The organism is Streptomyces sp. NPDC094448 (assembly GCF_044763775.1).
In the GTDB taxonomy this organism is placed as follows: Bacteria; Actinomycetota; Actinomycetes; order Streptomycetales; family Streptomycetaceae; genus Streptomyces.
In genome coordinates this window covers 688541-706239 of sequence record NZ_JBIWGU010000001.1, presented here as the reverse complement: position 1 = coordinate 706239, position 17699 = coordinate 688541, and the positions used below count along the sequence as shown (strand labels likewise).

Below are 17699 nucleotides of genomic sequence, written 5' to 3'. Positions count from 1 at the left end.
GCCCGTCCGTCTCGCACCCCGAACTCCCATAGTCCCCCACTTCATACGCCGACCGGGCGGACTATATGACCTTCCGGCCTCCTGGTGCCCGGATTTTCGGCCACACGGTGGAAACCCGGATCCGCAGGCCGCGTTGAGAAGAGTTCGGAACTACGGACCCCTGCTCGCCGGAGCGGCGAAACAGCGCCAATCCGGCGCCGCGCACTTGACGCCGGCTCGACGCCGCCCGATACGGTATTGAGTCGCTTTCCCGTACGGGCTCCGAGTGGCGCCAGGGCAGATACCTGCTCATGCGTAAAAGTGGAGCTAGTCATTCCAGGTTTTGGTTCCGCGGTCACGGCGGTCACAGCAGTAACGGCAATCACCGCGATCGCCGTCCGCCGAAGCGTCCACGGAGCCCAGAGGGGGGATGGTGGCATGGCCGGTCCGGACACCGTCGGCGCGGGCACTGCCCGGCACAGCGATTTCACCGAGCTGCACCGGCGGATTGCCGACGCCGGCCTGCTGCGGAAGCGTCCGCTGTACTACGCATGCCGGACCGCCGGGCTGCTCGTCGCCCTGGTCGCGCTGCTGACGGCTTTCGTGGCGGTGGGCGCGAGCTGGTGGCAGCTCTGCCTGGCGCCCCTGTTCGCCCTTCTGCTCGGCCAATGGGCGCTTCTCGGCCATGATGTCGCCCATCGCGCGGTGTTCGCCGACCGGCGCAGGGGAGACCTGGCGGGCATCTTCCTCGGGAACCTGATCGTCGGTATGAGCTACGGGTGGTGGGTGGACGACCACAACCGGCACCACGCTCACCCCAACCGCGAGGGGCACGATCCGGCCGCCGACTCCATCCTCTTCGTCCGGACCGCCGAGCAGGCGAACCGGACCACGGGAGTCAGGCGTCTCGTCGCCAGATACCAGGCGGAGTTGTTCTTTCCGCTGCTGACCTTGCAGGCGCTGGGGCTGGCCGTCGCCACCTGGCTGACCCTGACCCGGGGGTCGGTGCGATATCCCGTCCTGGAGCGGACTCTCGCCGTACTGCACTACCTCCTGGCAGCGGTGCTGCTGCTCGTCGTCCTGTCACCGCTCCAGGCACTGGCCTTCGTCGCGGTGTGCGCAGCCGTACTCGGCGTTTACCTGGGGTGCGTCTTCGCGCCCAACCACAAGGGCATGCCGATGACCGGCCCGGACGCGGTGCCCCCGGACTTCCTGCGCCGGCAGGTCCTGCCGTCGCGGAATCTGCGGGCCGGACGCTTCGTGCACTTCGTGTTCGGCGGCCTCGGCTACCAGATCGAACACCACCTCTTCCCGTCCATGCCGGTGGTGGCCCTGCGTCCCGCGTCGCGCATCGTGCGCGACTACTGCGCGGAGATCGGCGTGGAGTACTGCGAAGCCGACCCGGCCGACTCGTTCCGGGAGATCCTCCGGGATCTGCGTGCCGTCGGCCGGTCGATCGACCCGGGCCCGGCCCGCCCGGCGGCCTCCGAAGCCGGGAGCGCCGGGTGACCCAGGCGCTGCCCGGGGCCGCGGGGCCTGCCTCCGGGGTCCCGGCATCCGGGAACAGGCTTCGTGTCGTGATCGTCGCCGAGTCCTTCGCGCCACAGGTCAACGGTGTCGCCCACAGTGTGCTCCGGGCGGCCGAACATCTCGTGGCCCGCGGCCATGTCCCGCTCGTGGTCGCTCCGGCCGCCCGGCGCCGCGGGGGTACGCGCCCCGAGGAGGTGTCCGGCTACGAGGTGATCCGTGTTCCGTCCGTACCACTGCCCGGTTATCCGGAGGTACGGATCGCACTGCCCGGGCGGCAGGTGGCCGGCGCCATCGCACGGCACCGTCCTCATGTGGTCCACCTGGCCGCCCCGTTCGTGCTCGGGGCGGCCGGCGGGGCCGCGGCCGGGCGGGCCGGAGTCCCCGTCGTGGCGGTGTTCCAGACGGATCTGGCCGCCTACGCCCGGACCTATCTGCCGCTGGCACGCCAAGCCGGAGCACGGCTGGCCTGGTGGCAGCTCCGGCGCGTCCACGCGGCCACCCGGACGCTGGCGCCCTCCCGGGCGTCGCTCCGCGCCCTGGAGGCACACGGTGTTCCCCGGGTCCACCTCTGGCCCCGTGGCGTGGACTGTGTACGGTTCCACCCCCGCCACCGCGACGAGCCCCTGCGCCGCCGCCTCGGCCCCCACGGGGAGGTGCTGGTCGGGTACGTCGGGCGGCTGGCCGCGGAGAAGCAGATCGACCGGCTGGCGGAAGTGTCGCGGATCCCGGGCGTACGGCTGGTGATCGTCGGAGAGGGGCCCTGCCGGTCCCGGCTGGAAGCCGCACTCCCGGAGGCGGTCTTCCTGGGTATCAGGACCGGGCAGCAACTCGCCCGCCTCTACGCCTCGTTCGACGTATTCGTCCACGCGGGCCCGTTCGAGACCTTCGGCCAGACCATCCAGGAGGCCATGGCGAGCGGCCTGCCCGTCGTCGCCCCGGCGGCCGGCGGCCCGCTGGACCTCGTCCGTCCGGAACACACCGGATTACTGGTCCCGCCCGGTGCGGCCGGAGAATTCCGGGACGCGGTGGAAAGGCTCGCCCGGAACCGGGACCTACGGCTGGAGCTGGGCCGGGCGGGCCGCGCCGCGGTGGTGGAACGCAGCTGGGAGGCGATCGGCGACCGGCTCATCGACCACTACCGGCTGGCCATCGCGGAGACGTCGGGGCCCGCGCGATAGCGGATCGGCGGCCGGGCGACGACGGGTCGCGACCCGGTGCAGGGCGTTCCCGTCCGGATCTCTCCCCACACCTGCCCCGACCGTTCCTGAGCGGGCTCGGGCAAGGTACGGCCGCGCCCGGGTGCACCGCTGCCCGTAAGGAACGGCCTGCCGGCAACTGACGGCCGTCTCCCCCTGCCCGCCTTCCCCACGTGGCGGCCATTGCTCACACCTCGGCTGAAAAACGCGAAAAACCCCAGGTCAACTGGGGTTTTTACTGGTGTCCGAGGGGGGACTTGAACCCCCACGCCCGATAAAGGGCACTAGCACCTCAAGCTAGCGCGTCTGCCATTCCGCCACCCGGACTCAGGTGACCGCCCCGGGGGTCTCTCCCCGTGGCGACAGAGACAACAATACCAGGGGTTTGACGTGCTCATCGACCGCGTTTTCCGTGGTCAGTGCGGTGCGGAGACGGGAAGCGGGGGCGGGACGCCGTGTCCAGAGGGCGTCACGGTCGGTGATCGGGTGCGTGCGGGCGGCCGGTCCCGGGCCGGGCGCCCGCACGCGGTGGGGCGGGGGTAAACGCGCGGGCATCAGCGGCGGCGGAGGGCCGCGAGGTTGTCGTAGCCGGTGCGGGCGTAGTCCAGGGACTGGCCGGGGGACGTACCGCTCGGGGCGTTGTCCTGTTCGACCATCGGGTTGTGGTGGTTCATATTGCCGACCCGGGTGAAGAAGGTGCGGTAGTCGATATCGCCCGTGCCGAAGGGGACCATGTCGTAGCCGTTGCCGCTGTTGGTGTTCACCACGCCGTCCTTGGCGTGGAACAGCGGGTACCGCTTGCTGTTGCGGGAGACCAGACGGGCCGGGTCGAAGACGCTGCGGACCGGGGTGCCGTCGTGGGCGGTGTAGGTGTGGAACTTGTAGCGGGCCACATGCGCCCAGAAGATGTCCATCTCCAGCCAGACGTTCTTCGGGTCCGTGCACTTCAGGAAGTACTCCAGCTTGCGGATGCCGGAGCTGCGGGTCGGGCGGCCCTGGGCGTCCGCGGGGCCGCCGTCCAGGAGGAAGTCGTAGGCCGTGTCGTGGTTGTGGGTGTAGAGCTTGATGCCGGCGCGGCGGGCGATCGCGCCCATCGCGTTCCACTTGTCGGCCGCCGCGTCCCACTCGGCCTTGGTGGAGCCCCAGGTCGGGTCGCCGCCGGTGCCCATATGGTCCATGCCGAGGATGTTCGCGACCTCCAGGGCGTGCTTGAAGCGGTCGAGGTCGGGGGTGCTCAGCGGCCAGGAGGCGGGGATGAAGCCGTGGCTGCCCTGGGCCCGCAGGCCGTAGTCGTCCAGCCAGCAGCGGAGCAGACGGGCGCCGGCCACGGTGTCCAGATTGGCGCCGCCGGGGGCGTTGGCGTGCTGGCCGTAGCCCGCGAACTCGACCTGGCGGTAGCCGTAGCGAGAGAGCGTACGGAAGACCTCCCGGAAACCGGAGGGCAGGTCGCTCGCGCCGGGGTCGCGGCCGATGGCGTCGCGCACGGTGTAGAGGATCAGGCCCCGCTTGTGGGACGGGACCAGTTCCTTGCGGCCGTGCCCGTGCCCGTGGTCGTCGTCCCGGCCGCGGCCGTGGGCCAGGGCGGGGGACGCGCCGAAGACGGGTGCGGCTATCGCCGCGGCGCCCACCGCCGTACACGTCGAGAGGAAGCGTCGGCGCTCGACGCCCAGGGCGCGGCGCAGGGAGTCGTCGGATCCGGATGATCTGAAGAAGGACACGGTTACTCGCTTTCGGGCGGGGTGCGGTCGTCGGCGGGCAGGCCGGCGAGCCGCAGCAGCAGGGACTTCACATCGGTGGCCGCGATCCGGTCACCGACGGCGCGGGGGGTGGAGCACAGGAGGAGCGGACCTTCGTCGTCGCTCGCGGGGAGGCGGCCGTGGCTGCCCCGGACCGGGGACGGGTCGAGGGGGACGACCGCCATCCGGTAGCGCATACCGAGCTTCTTGCGGGCCAGCGCGCCCGCCGCCCGGAGGCGTACATACGGATCGTTCGGGTCCATGAAGAGTTCGACCGGGTCGTAGCCGGGCTTGCGGTGGATCTCGACGAGCTGCGCGAAGTCGGGGGCGCGGGCGTCGTCCAGCCAGTAGTAGTAGGTGAACCAGGCGTCCGGCTCGGCGATCGCGACCAGTTCGCCGGAGCGCGGATGGTCGAGGCCGTGTTCCTTCTTGCCCTCGTCGTCGAGGAGGCGTTCGAGCCCGGCGAGGCCGGTGAGGGCCTCCCGTACCGCCGGAAGGTCTTCGGGGCGCTTCACATAGACGTGCGCGATCTGGTGGTCCGCGACGGCGAAGGCGCGGGAGGCCATCGGGTCGAGGTACTCCATACCGTCCTGGGTGTGGACCTCCAGGAGCCCGGCGCGGCGCAGGGCGCGGTTGATGTCGACGGGCCGGGAGACCCGGGTGATGCCGTACTCGGAGAGCGCGACCACGGTCCGGCCCGCGCGGCGGGCGTCGTCGAGGAGCGGGGCCAGCGCCGTGTCGAGTTCGGCGGCGGCCCGGTGGGAGCGGGGGTCGTCGGGGCCGTACCGCTGGAGGTCGTAGTCGAGATGCGGGAGGTAGGAGAGGGTCAGATCGGGCCGGCGGGTGGCCATGATGTGCCGGGTGGCGTCGATGATCCACTGGCTGGAGACCAGGTCCGCGCCCGGGCCCCAGAAGCGGAACAGGGGGAAGGTGCCCAGCTTCGAGGTCAGCTCGTCGTGGAGGCCGGGCGGGCGGGTGTAGCAGTCGGGTTCCTTGCGGCCGTCCGCGTAGTACACCGGACGCGGAGTGACCGTGAAGTCCGTGTCGGCGCCCATCGCGTACCACCAGCAGATGTTGGCGACCGTATAGCCGGGGTGGGCGCGGCGGGCCGCATCCCACAGCTTGTCCCCGGCCACCAGCCCGTTGTGCTGGCGCCAGAGCAGGACGTCGCCCAGTTCGCGGAAGTACCAGCCGTTGCCGACGATGCCGTGTTCGGCGGGGAGCGCTCCGGTGAGGAAGGTGGACTGGGCGGCGCAGGTGACCGCGGGCAGCACCGTCGACAGGGGCGCCCGGGAGCCCTCCTCACCGAGTCGGCGCAGGTGGGGCATGTGCTCCAGGAGGCGCGGGGTGAGGCCGACGACGTCCAGGACGAGGAGCGGGGTGGGCTGCGGGCCGGTCACGGCAGCTCCTTCAGGCCGAGGTCGGTGAGGAGGTCGCGGGCGAGGACGAGTTCGGCGGCGATGCCCTCGGTGAGCTGGGTACGGCTGCGGGGGCGCAGTTCGGGCGGGAGCGCCTGCCAGGTGTACGTCTCGACCTCCAGATGGCGGGTGAGGGGTTCGGCGCCCACGAGGTGGGCGAGTGCCTCGCGCAGGACCGGGAGGGTGGAGGCGAGCGGGGGCGCGGGCGGGCTGTGCAGCGGTACGTGGAAGTGGGAGCGCCAGGGGCCGGTCACGGGCAGCGGGCCGTCCGGCCGTACCGCCTCGTCGAGGTCGTCGGTGCCGTGCAGCAGGCCGTCCGGGGTGCGGGTGCGGGTCTGGTGGAGGAAGCGCGGTTCGGTGAAGGCGGCCAGGGCCTCCCGGACGCCGGGGAGGTGGGGTGATTCGGCGTGCAGGGCGGCGGAGAGCTGGGCCTTGGGGACGGTGATCCCGGCGGCGGCGACGGCGGCGAAGGCGACCGCCGGGTCTTCGAAGGACGTGGCGAGATGACACGTGTCGACGCAGAGGCCGATCCGGGGGGAGCCGATCGCGGCGAGCGGGGCTATCGCGTCGGCGGTGGTCTCCACGGTGCAGCCGGGCTCGGGTTCGAGGGCGATCCGGATCGCCTTTCCGGTCAGCTCCTCCAGCGCGTCGAGCCGCTCCGCGAGGGTGCCGAGGGCCCGGTGGGCGGTGTCGGCGGCGGCGGCGTCGAAACCGGTGCGCCAGGCGAGCGGCAGGGTGGAGATGGTGCCCTCGGTGACGTCGTCCGGCAGCAGCGCGGCCAGCAGCCGGGCGAGGTCGGTGGTGTGGGCGAGGCGTTCGGGCTCGGTCCAGTCGGGCCGGTAGACGCGGTACTTCACCTCCTCGGCGCCGAAGCCCTCGTAGGGGAAGCCGTTGAGGGTGACGACCTCCAGACCGCGCCGGTCCAGTTCCGCGCGGAGTCCGCGCAGCGCGGCGGGGTCGGTGACCAGGGCGCGGGCGGCGTCCCTGGCCAGCCAGAGGCCGATGCCGAGCCGGTCCCGGCCGAGGCGCCGGCGGACCGGTTCGCAGTGGTCGCGGAGCTGGGCGACGACGCCGTCGAGGGTTTCGGCGGGGTGGACGTTGGTGCAGTAGGCGAGGTGGACGGTGGAGCCGTCGGGATGGCGGAAGCGCACGTGACGTCGGCCCCCTTCCCTATTCCCCGCCGCGCAGGACGGAGTTTCCCTCGTGGAGGGCGCCCGGCGCGGGGACGTCCAGCCGGAGCCGGCCGCTGAGTCCGTAGAAGGCGACGGGGTTGCGCCACAGCACTTGGTCGACGTCGGCGGCGGAGAATCCGGCCGCGAGCATCGCCTCTCCCACCCGGCGGGTTTTCAGCGGGTCGCTCCTTCCCCAGTCGGCGGCGGAGTTCACCAGCATCCGGTCGGTTCCGTACGTGGTGAGGACGGCGACCATCCGGTCCTCGTCCATCTTGGTGTCGGGGTAGACGGAGAAGCCCAGCCAGCAGCCGCTGTCCAGGGCCTCCTCGACGGTGTTCTCGTTGAGGTGGTCCAGCAGGACCCGGCCGGGCGGCAGGTGCGACTCCCGGACGACGTCGATCGTGCGGCGCAGTCCGGTGAGTTTGTCCCGGTGCGGGGTGTGGACCAGCGCGGGCAGTCCGTGTTCGGCGGCGAGCTGGAGCTGGGCGGCGAGCGCGGTGTCCTCGGCGGGGGTCATCGCGTCGTAGCCGATCTCGCCGACGGCGACGACGCCGTCCTTGACGAGATAGCGCGGCAGTTCGTCCAGGACGGGGGTGCAGCGCGGGTCGTTGGCCTCTTTGGGGTTGAGGGCGATCGTGCAGTGGTGGGCGATGCCGTACTGGGCGGCGCGATACGGCTCCCAGCCGAGGAGCGCGTCGAAGTAGTCGTAGAAGCTGTCGGGCGAGGTGCGCGGCTGGCCCAGCCAGAACGCGGGCTCGACGAGGCCCCGGACCCCGGCCTCGTACATCGCCTCGTAGTCGTCGGTGGTGCGGGAGGTCATATGGATGTGGGGGTCGAAGATGCGCATGGGGTCAGACCTCCTTCGACGGCACGGCGACGCCGGTCAGGGCGAGCGCGTGCGTCAGGTCGGGGGGTACGGGGCGGCCCGCGGCGGTCCGCTCGGCGGCGTAGTGGTCGAGCATCCGGGCGAGTTCGGTATCGCCGCGGGCGCGGCGGGCCAGCCCGTCGACGGCGGCCAGCGGGACCCCGGTGAACAGGCATTTCAGTACGGCGTGCCGCCAGGCGTGCGGGGTGAGGTGGGCTGCGGCGTACGGGCCGAGGGCGGCGGCGACGAGCCGGGTGTCGTTGGTACGCAAGGCGTCCTCGACCAGCGGCAGGGCGGCGGCGGGCTCCGGGGTGCCGAGACGGGGCAGGGCGAGGAGGACGGCGCGCCGCTCGTCGGCGGTGCCGCGGTGGTAGAGCCGGGTGAGGGTGGTGAGGTCGGCGGCCGCGGCGAGGAGGAGCAGAACGCGGCCGGTGTCGGCGTGTTCGGGGCCGAGGTGCCGTCCGGCGGCGGAGAAGGAGAGTTCCCAGGGGTCGACGGGGCGGGGGCGGCGGCCCGGGGCGGGATCGAGACCGGGCCGGGTGGCGGGGGCGGGCGGCGGTACGGCGGCCGCAGCGGACCTGGCGTGTGCGAGGGCCGTCCTCAGCCAGGCGCGTGCCGTCGCGTCGAGCGCGGCGCCGAGGGCGGCCTCCTGCTGCCTCTGGCTCTGGGCCTGAGTCTGGTCCTGGGTCTGGTCCTGGTTCTGGTCCTGGTTCTGGTCCTGGTTCTGGTGGGAATTCAGCATGCCGCCGCCTCCCGGATCGCGGTGCGCAGGAACTCCAGGGACTTGCGGGCCTGCTCGGGGCCCGCGTGCGAGTGGCGGGGCAGCTCGACGACCGTCAGGCCCGGGTAACCGGTGGCGGCGAGGGCGTCGAGCACGGGCGGGAAGTCGATCTCGCCCTCCCCGAACGGCAGATGCTCGTGCACTCCCCGGCGCATGTCCTCGATCTGTACGTGGCGGAGCCATGGCCCCGCGTCCCTTACGCACTCGGCCGGGCTCCGGTCCTCCAGACACCGGCAGTGTCCGATGTCGAGCGTGAGTCCGAGCGGCTCCGGGTCGCCGAGGAGGCCCCTGAGATGGTGGAAGTCGGCGAGGGTGGCGAGCAGATGGCCCGGTTCCGGTTCGACGGCGAGCGGAATGCCCGCGGCACCGGCGGCCTCGACGACGGGCGCGAGGGAATCGGTGAGCCGCCGCCACGCGGTCGCGCGGTCCGTGCCGGCCGGGGTGATGCCGCTGAAGCAGTGCACCGCCGTCGCCCCGAGGTCGGCGGCGATCCGCACCGCGGTGACCAGCAGTCCGGTGCGGGCGGCCCGGCCCTCGGGCTCGGGGTCGACGAGGGAAGGGCCGTGCTTGCGGCGCGGGTCGAGGACGTACCGTCCGCCGGTCTCGACGGCGACACCGAGCCCGTGCCGCCCGAGGAGCGCGGCGGTCTCCGCGGTACGCGCGGCCAGCCGGGGGCCGAGCGGGTCGAGGTGCATATGGTCGAGGGTCAGCCCGACGCCGTCGTAGCCGAGGTCGGCGAGGACGGCGAGGGCGTCCGGGAGACGGAGGTCGGTCAGTCCGTTGGTGCCGTATCCGAGGTTCAGCCGGGTCATGGGGTGCTCGCCTTCGGTACGGGGGCGGTCGGCGCCGCCGGGGCAGCGGGGCGGGCGGGGCGCATGGCTGGAGGGCCGGGGCGGGCGGAGGCGATGCGGGTAGCCGCGAGGCCGGGGCGGGGAGAGGCGGGGTACGTGCCCACGGGGCCGGGGCGGACAGGCGCGGGGCGCGAGGGCGCGAGGCCGGGGCGGGCGAGAGCCTGGCGCATGGCCGCGGAGCCGGGGCGGGCCGGGGCCGGTGTCATGTCGGGCTCACCTTCCGTGCGAGGGAGCGGGCGAGCGGGACGAAGGCTGTCAGCGCGAGCCCGGTCGCCGTTCCCGCCGGGTGCCCGGCGCGGGCCGCGATCAGCGCCTGGAGCGGGATGACGGCCCTGATCCCGCCGCCCACGGCGCGCTCGGTGAGCGGCGGGGACGGGTTGAGCGCGGCGTGGGCGAAGGGGACGGCGGCGGTACGCAGGTACGCGCCGCCCAGCGCGGTCGTCAGGGCCCGCCCGTCCCGTACGGCCGTACCGCCGACCGCCGTGACCAGGGCGAGGGCGCCGAGCGGGGCGCGTACGGAGCCGCCGTGCACCTCGTGCCGGGAGACGGCGGTGACGGCGTAGGTGTGCGCCCCGAGCACGGCGGCGGCCCGCACCACCCGGGCGGGGCCCGGCGGCACTCCCCCGCGGGCCGGTGCGGAGTGCGGTGTGCGGAGGTTCTGCGCCGGCCGCCGGAGGACCGGGGCTCCCCCGGAGCCGGCCCCGGTCGCCGGGCCCGCGGCGCGCCCCGCCGGGAGAGGCCGCGAAAAGCGCCCGGGATCCGGTACGGCCGGGTGCCGAGGGCTGCGCGCCGGTGCCGGAGACCGCCGGGGACGACCGGCTTCCCATCCGGCGGGGGCCGGACCCACCGCCCCGGCGCGCGCCGCCGTCGCCGTCGCCGTTGCCGTTGCCGTCGCGCCCAGGACGAGGTCCAGGGCGCGGGCCGTGGCCATCGCCGCCGGGCCCAGGGCCGTGTGCTTCAGCCGGAGGTCGTACGCCCACACCGTGGCCGCGAGCGGCACGGCGACCGCGAGCGCCGGGCGCCCGGCGCGGGCGGCGAGGGCGAGTCCGGTCGTGGTCAGGACACCGACCGCGGCCAGGGCGGCGGCGGGGCTGATCCGGCCCGAAGGGATCGGGCGGTGGGGGCGTTCGGCGGCGTCCTCGTCGCGGTCGGCCCAGTCGTTGAGCGCCATCCCCGCCTCGTACAGGCAGAGCGAAGTGCCGATGGCGAGCAGGGTGCCGCGGTTCGGTCGCAGTCCGCGGGCGGCGGCACCCGCGAGGGCGTCGCCGGGGACGGAGAGGACGGCGGAGACGCGCAGCAGCTCGGCCCAGGCGCGCAGGCGCGCCCCGGTGGACGGCCGACCGTCCCGGGAGCGCGCCGACCGCGCCCCCGGGACGGGGCCACCGGCCGCCGGGCGGCCGGGGTCGGGGGGCGCGGCGGCACCTCGCGCCGGGCGGTCCGGGCGTACGGCGACGGCCGCGGGGGCCACCGGTGTCGCCGGGCCCCGGGATGCGGCCGGCAGCAGACGGCGGAGCCCGGCCGTGACCTGCCGGCCAGGGACGAACAGGGCGCGCAGGCGCGGCCGTCCGGCCGGTTCCCCGGCCCGGCCCAGCAGGGTCGCCGGGGTCACCGCGGGTCCCGCAGCGTGTCCGCGAAGGACAGCAGCTCCGTGAACTGCTCGGCCAGCGCGGACGAGCCGCCGTCCGGGTCCTTGAAGTAGAAGCCGAGCTGGGGCAGCGGACCGGACAGGCCCCGTTCATGGGCGCGGGCCACCAGCCGGGCCAGGTCGAGCACCAGCGGTGCGGCGAGCGCCGAATCGCAGCCCTGCCAGATCGTCTGGAGGATCATCCGGGAGCCGAGGAAGCCGTCGAAGGCGATATGGTCCCAGGCCGTCTTCCAGTCGCCGAGCGCGGGCACGTCGTCGATATGGACCTCGCCCTCGGGTGCCGTACCGAGGACATCGGCGAGGACGCGCTCCTTGCCCGCGTTCTTCGCCGCGGCCGCCGCCGGATCGGCCAGGGCCGCCCCGTCCCCGCCGCCGAGCAGATTCGTCCCCGACCAGGCCCGTACGGTCAGGGCGCGCTGGACGAACATGGGGGCGAGTACGGAGCGCAGCAGCGTCTGGCCGGTTTTGCCGTCGCGGCCCGCGTGAGGAAGTCCGCGGGCCGCGACGGCGGCCAGGAGACCGGGGGTGTTCAGCCCGGTGGAGGGGGTGAAGTTCACGAAGGGGCAGCCGGCCCGGATCGCGGCGGTCGCGTAGAGGGAGCTGGGGGCGAGCCGGGCGGCGCCGGGGGCGGGCAGCGGTTCGGTGGAGGAGACGTTGACGACGACGACCCGGGCCAGCCGGTGCCGTTCGCGGAAGGCAACGATGTCGGCGGCGAAGGCGGTGATGAGTTCGTCGTCGCCCCGGATGTCGCCGGGCTGGGGGCCGCCGGGGCGGATCTCCGCGTCGGCGGCGGCCAGATCGGCCCGGACGGCGCGGGCCAGACCCGGCGGGAGCACCCCGGCCGTGGTCAGCTCCTCGGCCCGTTTGGGCAGGGGTACGCAGGCGATGTCGTGGCCCCCGAAGACCAGGGCGCCGGGGGCGGGCAGTCGGGCGGCGGCGAACGGCGGGGTCTCGGTGACCATGCCGGTCGGCGGGTGCAGTCCGGCGGTGACCGCGGCGCAGCCCGCGACGGCCGTCGTGGCGACGGAGCCGCGTGCGCCGATGAACCAGACGCCGGTGCGCGCCGGGGGGTGGGGGCCGTGGCCCGGGTCGCCGTGGGCGGGGGAAGCGGTCGCGAGGGGGTCGGTCGAAGGGGATGCGTGCGGGGCGGATTCCTGCGGCACGGGCTGCCTCCTTGCGTCGTTCCTGGTGCCGGGGCGCTGAGGGGTACCCGCACCGTCGGGCGCGGGTGAAGAGAGGGGCGGGGCGAAGGCGCCGACCGGCCGGAGCCGGTGGTGCGGCGCCTCCCCGTGAGGGACGGCGGGCGGGGGTACGGCGCCTCCCCGCCCGCCGCCGTTCATGGCTGCCGTACGACTACTGCGGCAGTTCCTTGAGGGTGATGTTCCGGAAGGACACCTTGTCCTGCGGGCCGTGGTTCTGGAGCCCGATGTAGCCGTCCTTCAGGCTGCGGGCCGGGTTGGTGTTGGTGAAGTCGTTGATCTTGGCGCCGTTGAGGAAGACCTGGAGCCGCTCCCCCTGGACCTTGATCTCGTAGCTGTTCCACTGGCCGGGCGGCCGCAGGACCCGGTCCCGGGCCTTGAGGTCGGCGGACTTGAAGCCGTAGACCGAGCCGGTCGTCCGCGCCGGGACGTCGGTGGCGTCGATCTGGATCTCGTAGCCCTTGTTCACGGCCGACCAGGGGTCGTCGGAGGCGGGGAAGCCCACGAAGATCCCGGAGTTGTCGTCGCCCGTGAGCTTCCAGTCCAGCTTCAGGGAGTACGAGGACAGCTCCTTGGCCTGGTACCAGAGGAGGCCCATGCCGCCCTCGGAGCGCAGTTCGCCGTCGGTGACGTTGAACTTGCCCGGTCCGGCCTGCTTCCAGCCGTCGAGGGTCTTGCCGTTGAAGATCGGGCGCTCGCCCTTCTGCGGGGTGCAGTCGGCCTTGACCTGGCCGGACGCGGTGCGCAGTCCGCCGAGGAGGTGCTCGCGGAAGGCGGGCTCGGCGTACGACTCCTTGGTGTGGCCGCCGCCGGTGTAGAAGGAGCGTCCGCCCTCGTAGGTCCGGCACCAGGCGATCGGGTGGTCGCCCTTCATGGTGCCGCCCTGGAAGGTGGTCTCGTCGAGGGTGGCGAGGACCCGGACCTTGTCACGCGGGTTGGTGCGGTAGTTGTACCACTCGTCGGTCCGGATCCACTCGGCGCCGAGGTGCTGGGTCGCGGGGTGGGTGCGGTCCTCGGTGCGGACGGTCGCGGACTGGATCTGCGGGTGGCCGGAGAAGTAGGCGCCGACGAGTTCGCCGTAGAACGGCCAGTCGTACTCGGTGTCGGCGGCCGCGTGGACGCCCATGTAGCCGCCGCCGGTGCGGATGTAGTTCTCGAAGGCCTGCTGCTGTTCGGCGTTGAGGACGTCGCCGGTGGTGGAGAGGAAGACGACGGCGTCGTAGCGGGCAAGGTTGCTGGTGGTGAACTGGGCCGCGGACTCGGTGGAGTCGACGGTGATGTTGCTGCCCTTGCCGAGTTCCTTCAGGGCCGCGGTACCGGCGGCGACGGAGTCGTGCCGGAAGCCGGCCGTCTTGGTGAAGACCAGGACCCGCTTGGCGGTGCGGTCCGGCGGGCTGCTGGAGAACTCGAAGTCGTCGAGGTCGTACAGCGCCCCGGCGCCGCCCTTGAAGACGAGGAACAGTTCGGTGGACGCCTTCGGGACGCCCCGCAGCGGGATGTCCACGTCCTGGAAGACCTCCCAGCCGCCGGTCACGGGGATCGGCCCGGAGCCGAGGATCTTGCCCGTGGGGGAGCCGGTGCGGACCTCCAGGAAGCCGCCCGCGCCGCCGGAGGAGATCCGGGCGGTGAGCTTGGTGGACCCGGCGAGGCTGTAGGGCTTGAAGGAGATCCAGTCGTCGTTGTCGATGTCGCCGACGGTCTTGCCGCCGTTGGCGGCGGGCTTGTCGTAGGTACGGATGCCGGACTGGGCGCTGAAGTGCTCGGCCTGCCGGTGGCGGGGCTGGAGCATCAGCTCGTCCTTGGCGGGCAGGGCCTCCTGGCCGCCGCCGCCCTGGTCGGTGTACTCGGCGACGAGGACGCCGTAGATGTTGGCGTTGGGGTCGTGGCCGCCCTCACCGGGGGTCTTGATGGTGCCGGAGCAGCCCTTGGCGCTGGTCAGCTTGTGGGCGTGGCTGTCGTGGCCGAGGAAGTAGCTGACCTCGACCTTGGAGCAGTCGACGCCGCCCGCGGCGTCGTCCTCGGGGTCGGTGACCTTCACCTTGAAGGGGACCTCGTCGCCGAAGGCGAACAGGGCTCCGTCGGCGGGCGCCTCCAGGACGACCTTGGGGGCGGTGTTGCCGACCACGACGCGGACACTGGCGCCGCCGATGCGGCCGGTGGGGTCCTTCACCGTGAGGGTGGCGGTGTAGGTGCCGTTCTTGCGGTAGGTGTACGTCGGGTTGGGCTCGGTGGAGGTGCCACCGTCGCCGAAGGCCCAGGAGTAGGTGAGGGCGTCGCCGTCGGGGTCGGTGGTGCCGGCCGAGGAGAAGGCGACCTTCAGCGGGGCCTTGCCGGAGGTCCGGTTGGCCTTGGCCTCCGCGGAGGGCGACCGGCCGCCGGTGGCGTTCTCGATGCGGTAGAGCGCGGAGTGTTCGTTGCCGCCGAACCAGGCGGTGCCGTAGTCGAGGACGTACAGGGCACCGTCCGGACCGAACTGCATGTCCATGACCTGGGTGCCGCTCCACGGGAACGGGTTGATCTTGGCGACGGTGCCGTCGGCGTTCTGCTCGACGCGCTTGATCCAGCGGCGGCCGAACTCACCGGCGAAGTAGTCGCCGTCGTACGCCTCGGGGAACTTCACCGGGGACGGGTTGTCCTTGTCGTAGCGGTAGACCGGGCCGCCCATCGGGGATTCGCCGCCGGTGCCGAACTCGGGCACCGAGCCGCCGTCGTAGGGGATCCACGCCTTCTGCGCGGGCGGCAGGTCGACGAGTCCGGTGTTGTGCGGCGACTCGTTCTTCGGGGCGTCGCAGTCGAAGGTGGCGCCGGGCTGCTTGGTGGCGAAGTCCCAGTCCACATACGGCTGCTTGAAGGTGTTGCAGTACGGCCAGCCGAAGTTCCCCGGCTTGTCGACCTTGACGAAGCCGACGGCTCCGGCAGGGCCCCGCTTGGGGTCGGCGGTGGCCGCGTCGGGCCCGTAGTCGCCGACGTACGCCGTACCGGTCTTCTGGTCGACGCTGAACCGGAACGGGTTCCGGAAGCCCATCGCGTAGATCTCGGGGCGGGTCTTCGGGGTGCCGGGCGCGAAGAGGTTGCCCTCGGGGACCGAGTAGGAGCCGTCCTCGTTGACCTTGATGCGGAGCAGCTTGCCGCGCAGGTCGTTGGTGTTGCCCGAGGTGCGGCGGGCGTCGTAGGCGGGGTTGCGGCCCGGCCGGTCGTCGACCGGGGTGTAGCCGTCGGAGGCGAAGGGGTTGGAGTCGTCGCCGGTCGACAGATAGAGGTTGCCCTGCGCGTCGAAGTCGATGTCACCGCCGACGTGGCAGCAGATCCCGCGGGTGGCGGGGACGTCGAGGATCTTCTTCTCGCTGGCGTTGTCGAGGGTGCCGTCCGCCTTCAGGACGAACCGGGAGAGCCGGTTGACGCCGTCCCACTTGGCGAACTCCTCCGCGGTGCCCTCGTTGGGGGCGTCACCCGCGGGGGTGCTCATCGGGGGTGCGTAGTAGAGATAGACATAACGGTTCTGCGCGAACTTCGGGTCCAGGCCGATGCCCTGGAGCCCCTCCTCGTCGTGCGAGTAGACGGGGATCCGGCCGACGATCCGGGTGGCCCCGGTGAAGTCGGTCATCCGCAGCTCGCCGTTGCGCGAGGTGTGCAGCACGCTGCGGTCCGGCAGGACCGCCATGGACATCGGCTCGCCGGTTTCGGCGGCGCCCTTGGCGAGGGTGATCTGCTGGAAGGAGTCGGCGGCCGGTTCCGCGGCCGACTGCCGGGACTGTCCGGGCCCGGCCGCGGCGGCGGACTGCGGGGCGCCGAGGGTGAACGAGGTGGCGGCGAGCAGGGCGCCGGTCAGAAGCGCGAGGGCTCTGCGCGCTCGTGGTCTGCTTCGGTTCGGGTGCACGAATCTCCTCCGGTAGGGACCGGTCGAACGGGCGGGACGCCGTAGCGGCGGGGGAACCGGAGTGCGCCGTCACACCGGGGACCACCTGGGTCGCTTCCGGTGGCTCCGGTCCGGCACTGGTCCGGACCCGGGGCCTCGGATGCTCCCCGTGGGCTGTACACATCTGGGACGGTAGTTGCGTTCGTCCCAAACGGAAAGCCCTTGCGCAGAAAGGAAGTTGAACTTTCCCCAGGGACGGGACAAAGCCGGTTGAGGGCAGGTCTGACCGGCTCGTCGACTCCGATCGCCACCGGACCGACGAGACCGTTCCCACCTGCGGCTCCGCCGCCCTGCTGGGGTCAGTCGGCGCTGCCGAAGGCCGCGTCGAAGGAGGCGGCGGGCGGCTCGAAGTCGTACTGCTTCAGCGTGGCAAGCGCTTGTGGCGCTCCGGTGAGCCGGTCCATCCCGGCGTCCTCCCACTCGACCGAGACCGGGCCGGAGTAGCCGATCGACCGGAGCATCCGGAAGACGTCCTCCCACGGCACGTCGCCGTGTCCGGCCGATACGAAGTCCCAGCCGCGCCGCGGGTCGCCCCAGGGCAGATGGGACCCGAGCCGGCCGTTGCGGCCGTCGAGCCGTTTCCGGGCGTCCTTGCAGTCGACGTGGTAGATCCGGTCCCGGAAGTCGTAGAGGAAGCCCACCGGGTCCAGGTCCTGCCAGACGAAGTGGCTGGGGTCGAAGTTGAGCCCGAAGGCCGGGCGGTGGCCCACGGCGTCGAGGGCCCGCCGGGTGGTCCAGTAGTCGTACGCGATCTCGCTGGGGTGGACCTCGTGGGCGAAGCGGACGCCCTCCGCGTCGAAGACGTCGAGGATCGGATTCCAGCGTTCGGCGAAGTCCTCGTACCCCCGGTCGATCATCGCTTCGGGGGCGGGCGGGAACATCGCGTTCAGATACCAGATCGACGAGCCGGTGAAGCCGACGACGGTGTCGACACCGAACGCGGCCGCGGCCCGCGCGGTGTCCTTCAGCTCGGCCGCGGCCCGCTGCCGTACGCCTTCGGGCTCGCCGTCGCCCCAGATCCTGGCCGGGACGATGGCGCGGTGCCGCTCGTCGATGGGATGGTCGCAGACGGCCTGGCCGACCAGATGGTTCGAGATCGCCCAGCACTTGAGGCCGTACTTCTCCAGCAGGGCGTGGCGGCCCTCGACGTACGAGGGGTCCGCCAGCGCCTTGTCCACCTCGAAATGGTCGCCCCAGCAGGCCAGCTCCAGCCCGTCGTAGCCGAAGTCGCGGGCGTGCCGGCACACCTCCTCCAGCGGCAGATCGGCCCACTGGCCGGTGAAGAGCGTGAACGGACGTGGCATGGCGTCTCTCCTGACCTTTCCTGTGCTGTCCTGATCAGCGAGCGGGGTCGGGGGTACGGGGTGCGGGACGGGCCGCCCGGGGCGGACGCGGCGCGGGGGGCGGACGG

General features: G+C 72.8%; 12 protein-coding genes and 1 tRNA gene. 2 read left to right on the top strand and 11 right to left on the bottom strand.

What is annotated here, in order from left to right:
- Positions 1 to 417: 417 nt before the first annotated feature.
- Positions 418 to 1488 (top strand): fatty acid desaturase family protein, encoded by a 1071-nt coding sequence (locus ACIQ9E_RS02870; RefSeq protein WP_403700896.1) that lies wholly within the window; start codon positions 418 to 420, stop codon positions 1486 to 1488.
- 68 nt (positions 1489 to 1556) lie between these two features.
- Entirely contained in the window at positions 1557 to 2687 is a 1131-nt protein-coding gene (locus ACIQ9E_RS02865) for a glycosyltransferase family 4 protein (RefSeq protein ID WP_403700893.1), read from the top strand.
- 257 nt (positions 2688 to 2944) lie between these two features.
- On the opposite strand, the gene ACIQ9E_RS02860 is transcribed toward ACIQ9E_RS02865, so the two are convergent.
- From ACIQ9E_RS02860 to ACIQ9E_RS02810, 11 genes are all read right to left on the bottom strand, one after another.
- Positions 2945 to 3032, bottom strand: a tRNA-Leu gene (locus ACIQ9E_RS02860).
- Positions 3033 to 3259: 227 nt separating this feature from the next.
- Positions 3260 to 4423 (bottom strand): sugar phosphate isomerase/epimerase family protein, encoded by a 1164-nt coding sequence (locus ACIQ9E_RS02855; protein ID WP_403700890.1) that lies wholly within the window; start codon positions 4421 to 4423, stop codon positions 3260 to 3262.
- Positions 4424 to 4425: 2 nt separating this feature from the next.
- Positions 4426 to 5841 carry a nucleotide pyrophosphatase/phosphodiesterase family protein gene (locus ACIQ9E_RS02850; RefSeq protein ID WP_403700887.1) on the bottom strand — a complete coding sequence of 472 codons (1416 nt, stop codon included), beginning with the start codon at positions 5839 to 5841 and terminating at the stop codon, positions 4426 to 4428.
- Entirely contained in the window at positions 5838 to 7010 is a 1173-nt protein-coding gene (gene eboE, locus ACIQ9E_RS02845; protein ID WP_403700884.1) for a metabolite traffic protein EboE, read from the bottom strand. Before eboE ends, ACIQ9E_RS02850 begins: the two co-directional genes overlap by 4 nt.
- A gap of 19 nt (positions 7011 to 7029) precedes the next feature.
- Positions 7030 to 7878 carry a TatD family hydrolase gene (locus ACIQ9E_RS02840; RefSeq protein WP_403700882.1) on the bottom strand — a complete coding sequence of 283 codons (849 nt, stop codon included), beginning with the start codon at positions 7876 to 7878 and terminating at the stop codon, positions 7030 to 7032.
- A 4-nt stretch (positions 7879 to 7882) separates the two neighbouring features.
- A complete protein-coding gene (locus ACIQ9E_RS02835) occupies positions 7883 to 8638 on the bottom strand; it encodes an EboA domain-containing protein (protein WP_403700879.1) in 756 nt (251 codons plus the stop codon).
- Entirely contained in the window at positions 8632 to 9489 is an 858-nt protein-coding gene (locus tag ACIQ9E_RS02830) for a sugar phosphate isomerase/epimerase family protein (RefSeq protein ID WP_403700876.1), read from the bottom strand. Before ACIQ9E_RS02830 ends, ACIQ9E_RS02835 begins: the two co-directional genes overlap by 7 nt.
- Positions 9490 to 9730: 241 nt before the next feature.
- Positions 9731 to 10996: a UbiA family prenyltransferase gene (locus tag ACIQ9E_RS02825; RefSeq protein WP_403701335.1), complete on the bottom strand. Its 1266-nt coding sequence runs from the start codon at positions 10994 to 10996 to the stop codon at positions 9731 to 9733.
- Between the two features lie 137 nt (positions 10997 to 11133).
- Positions 11134 to 12336, bottom strand: coding sequence for an inositol-3-phosphate synthase (locus tag ACIQ9E_RS02820; RefSeq protein ID WP_403700873.1), 1203 nt, complete (start codon positions 12334 to 12336; stop codon positions 11134 to 11136).
- A 190-nt stretch (positions 12337 to 12526) separates the two neighbouring features.
- Positions 12527 to 16249, bottom strand: a complete 3723-nt coding sequence (locus ACIQ9E_RS02815; RefSeq protein WP_403700870.1) for a ThuA domain-containing protein — start codon at positions 16247 to 16249, stop codon at positions 12527 to 12529.
- Between the two features lie 338 nt (positions 16250 to 16587).
- The gene (locus tag ACIQ9E_RS02810) at positions 16588 to 17592 is read right to left on the bottom strand and encodes a sugar phosphate isomerase/epimerase family protein (RefSeq protein WP_403700868.1); all 1005 of its coding nucleotides are present in this window, start codon (positions 17590 to 17592) and stop codon (positions 16588 to 16590) included.
- Positions 17593 to 17699: the final 107 nt, after the last annotated feature.

Bases quoted from the DNA above. Each gene is read 5' to 3' on its own strand.
- ACIQ9E_RS02870 (WP_403700896.1), top strand. From the start codon at position 418: ATGGCCGGTCCGGACACCGTCGGCGCGGGCACTGCCCGGCACAGCGAT.
- ACIQ9E_RS02840 (WP_403700882.1), bottom strand. From the start codon at position 7,878: ATGCGCATCTTCGACCCCCACATCCATATGACCTCCCGCACCACCGAC.
- ACIQ9E_RS02835 (WP_403700879.1), bottom strand. From the start codon at position 8,638: ATGCTGAATTCCCACCAGAACCAGGACCAGAACCAGGACCAGAACCAG.
- ACIQ9E_RS02830 (WP_403700876.1), bottom strand. From the start codon at position 9,489: ATGACCCGGCTGAACCTCGGATACGGCACCAACGGACTGACCGACCTC.
- ACIQ9E_RS02810 (WP_403700868.1), bottom strand. From the start codon at position 17,592: ATGCCACGTCCGTTCACGCTCTTCACCGGCCAGTGGGCCGATCTGCCG.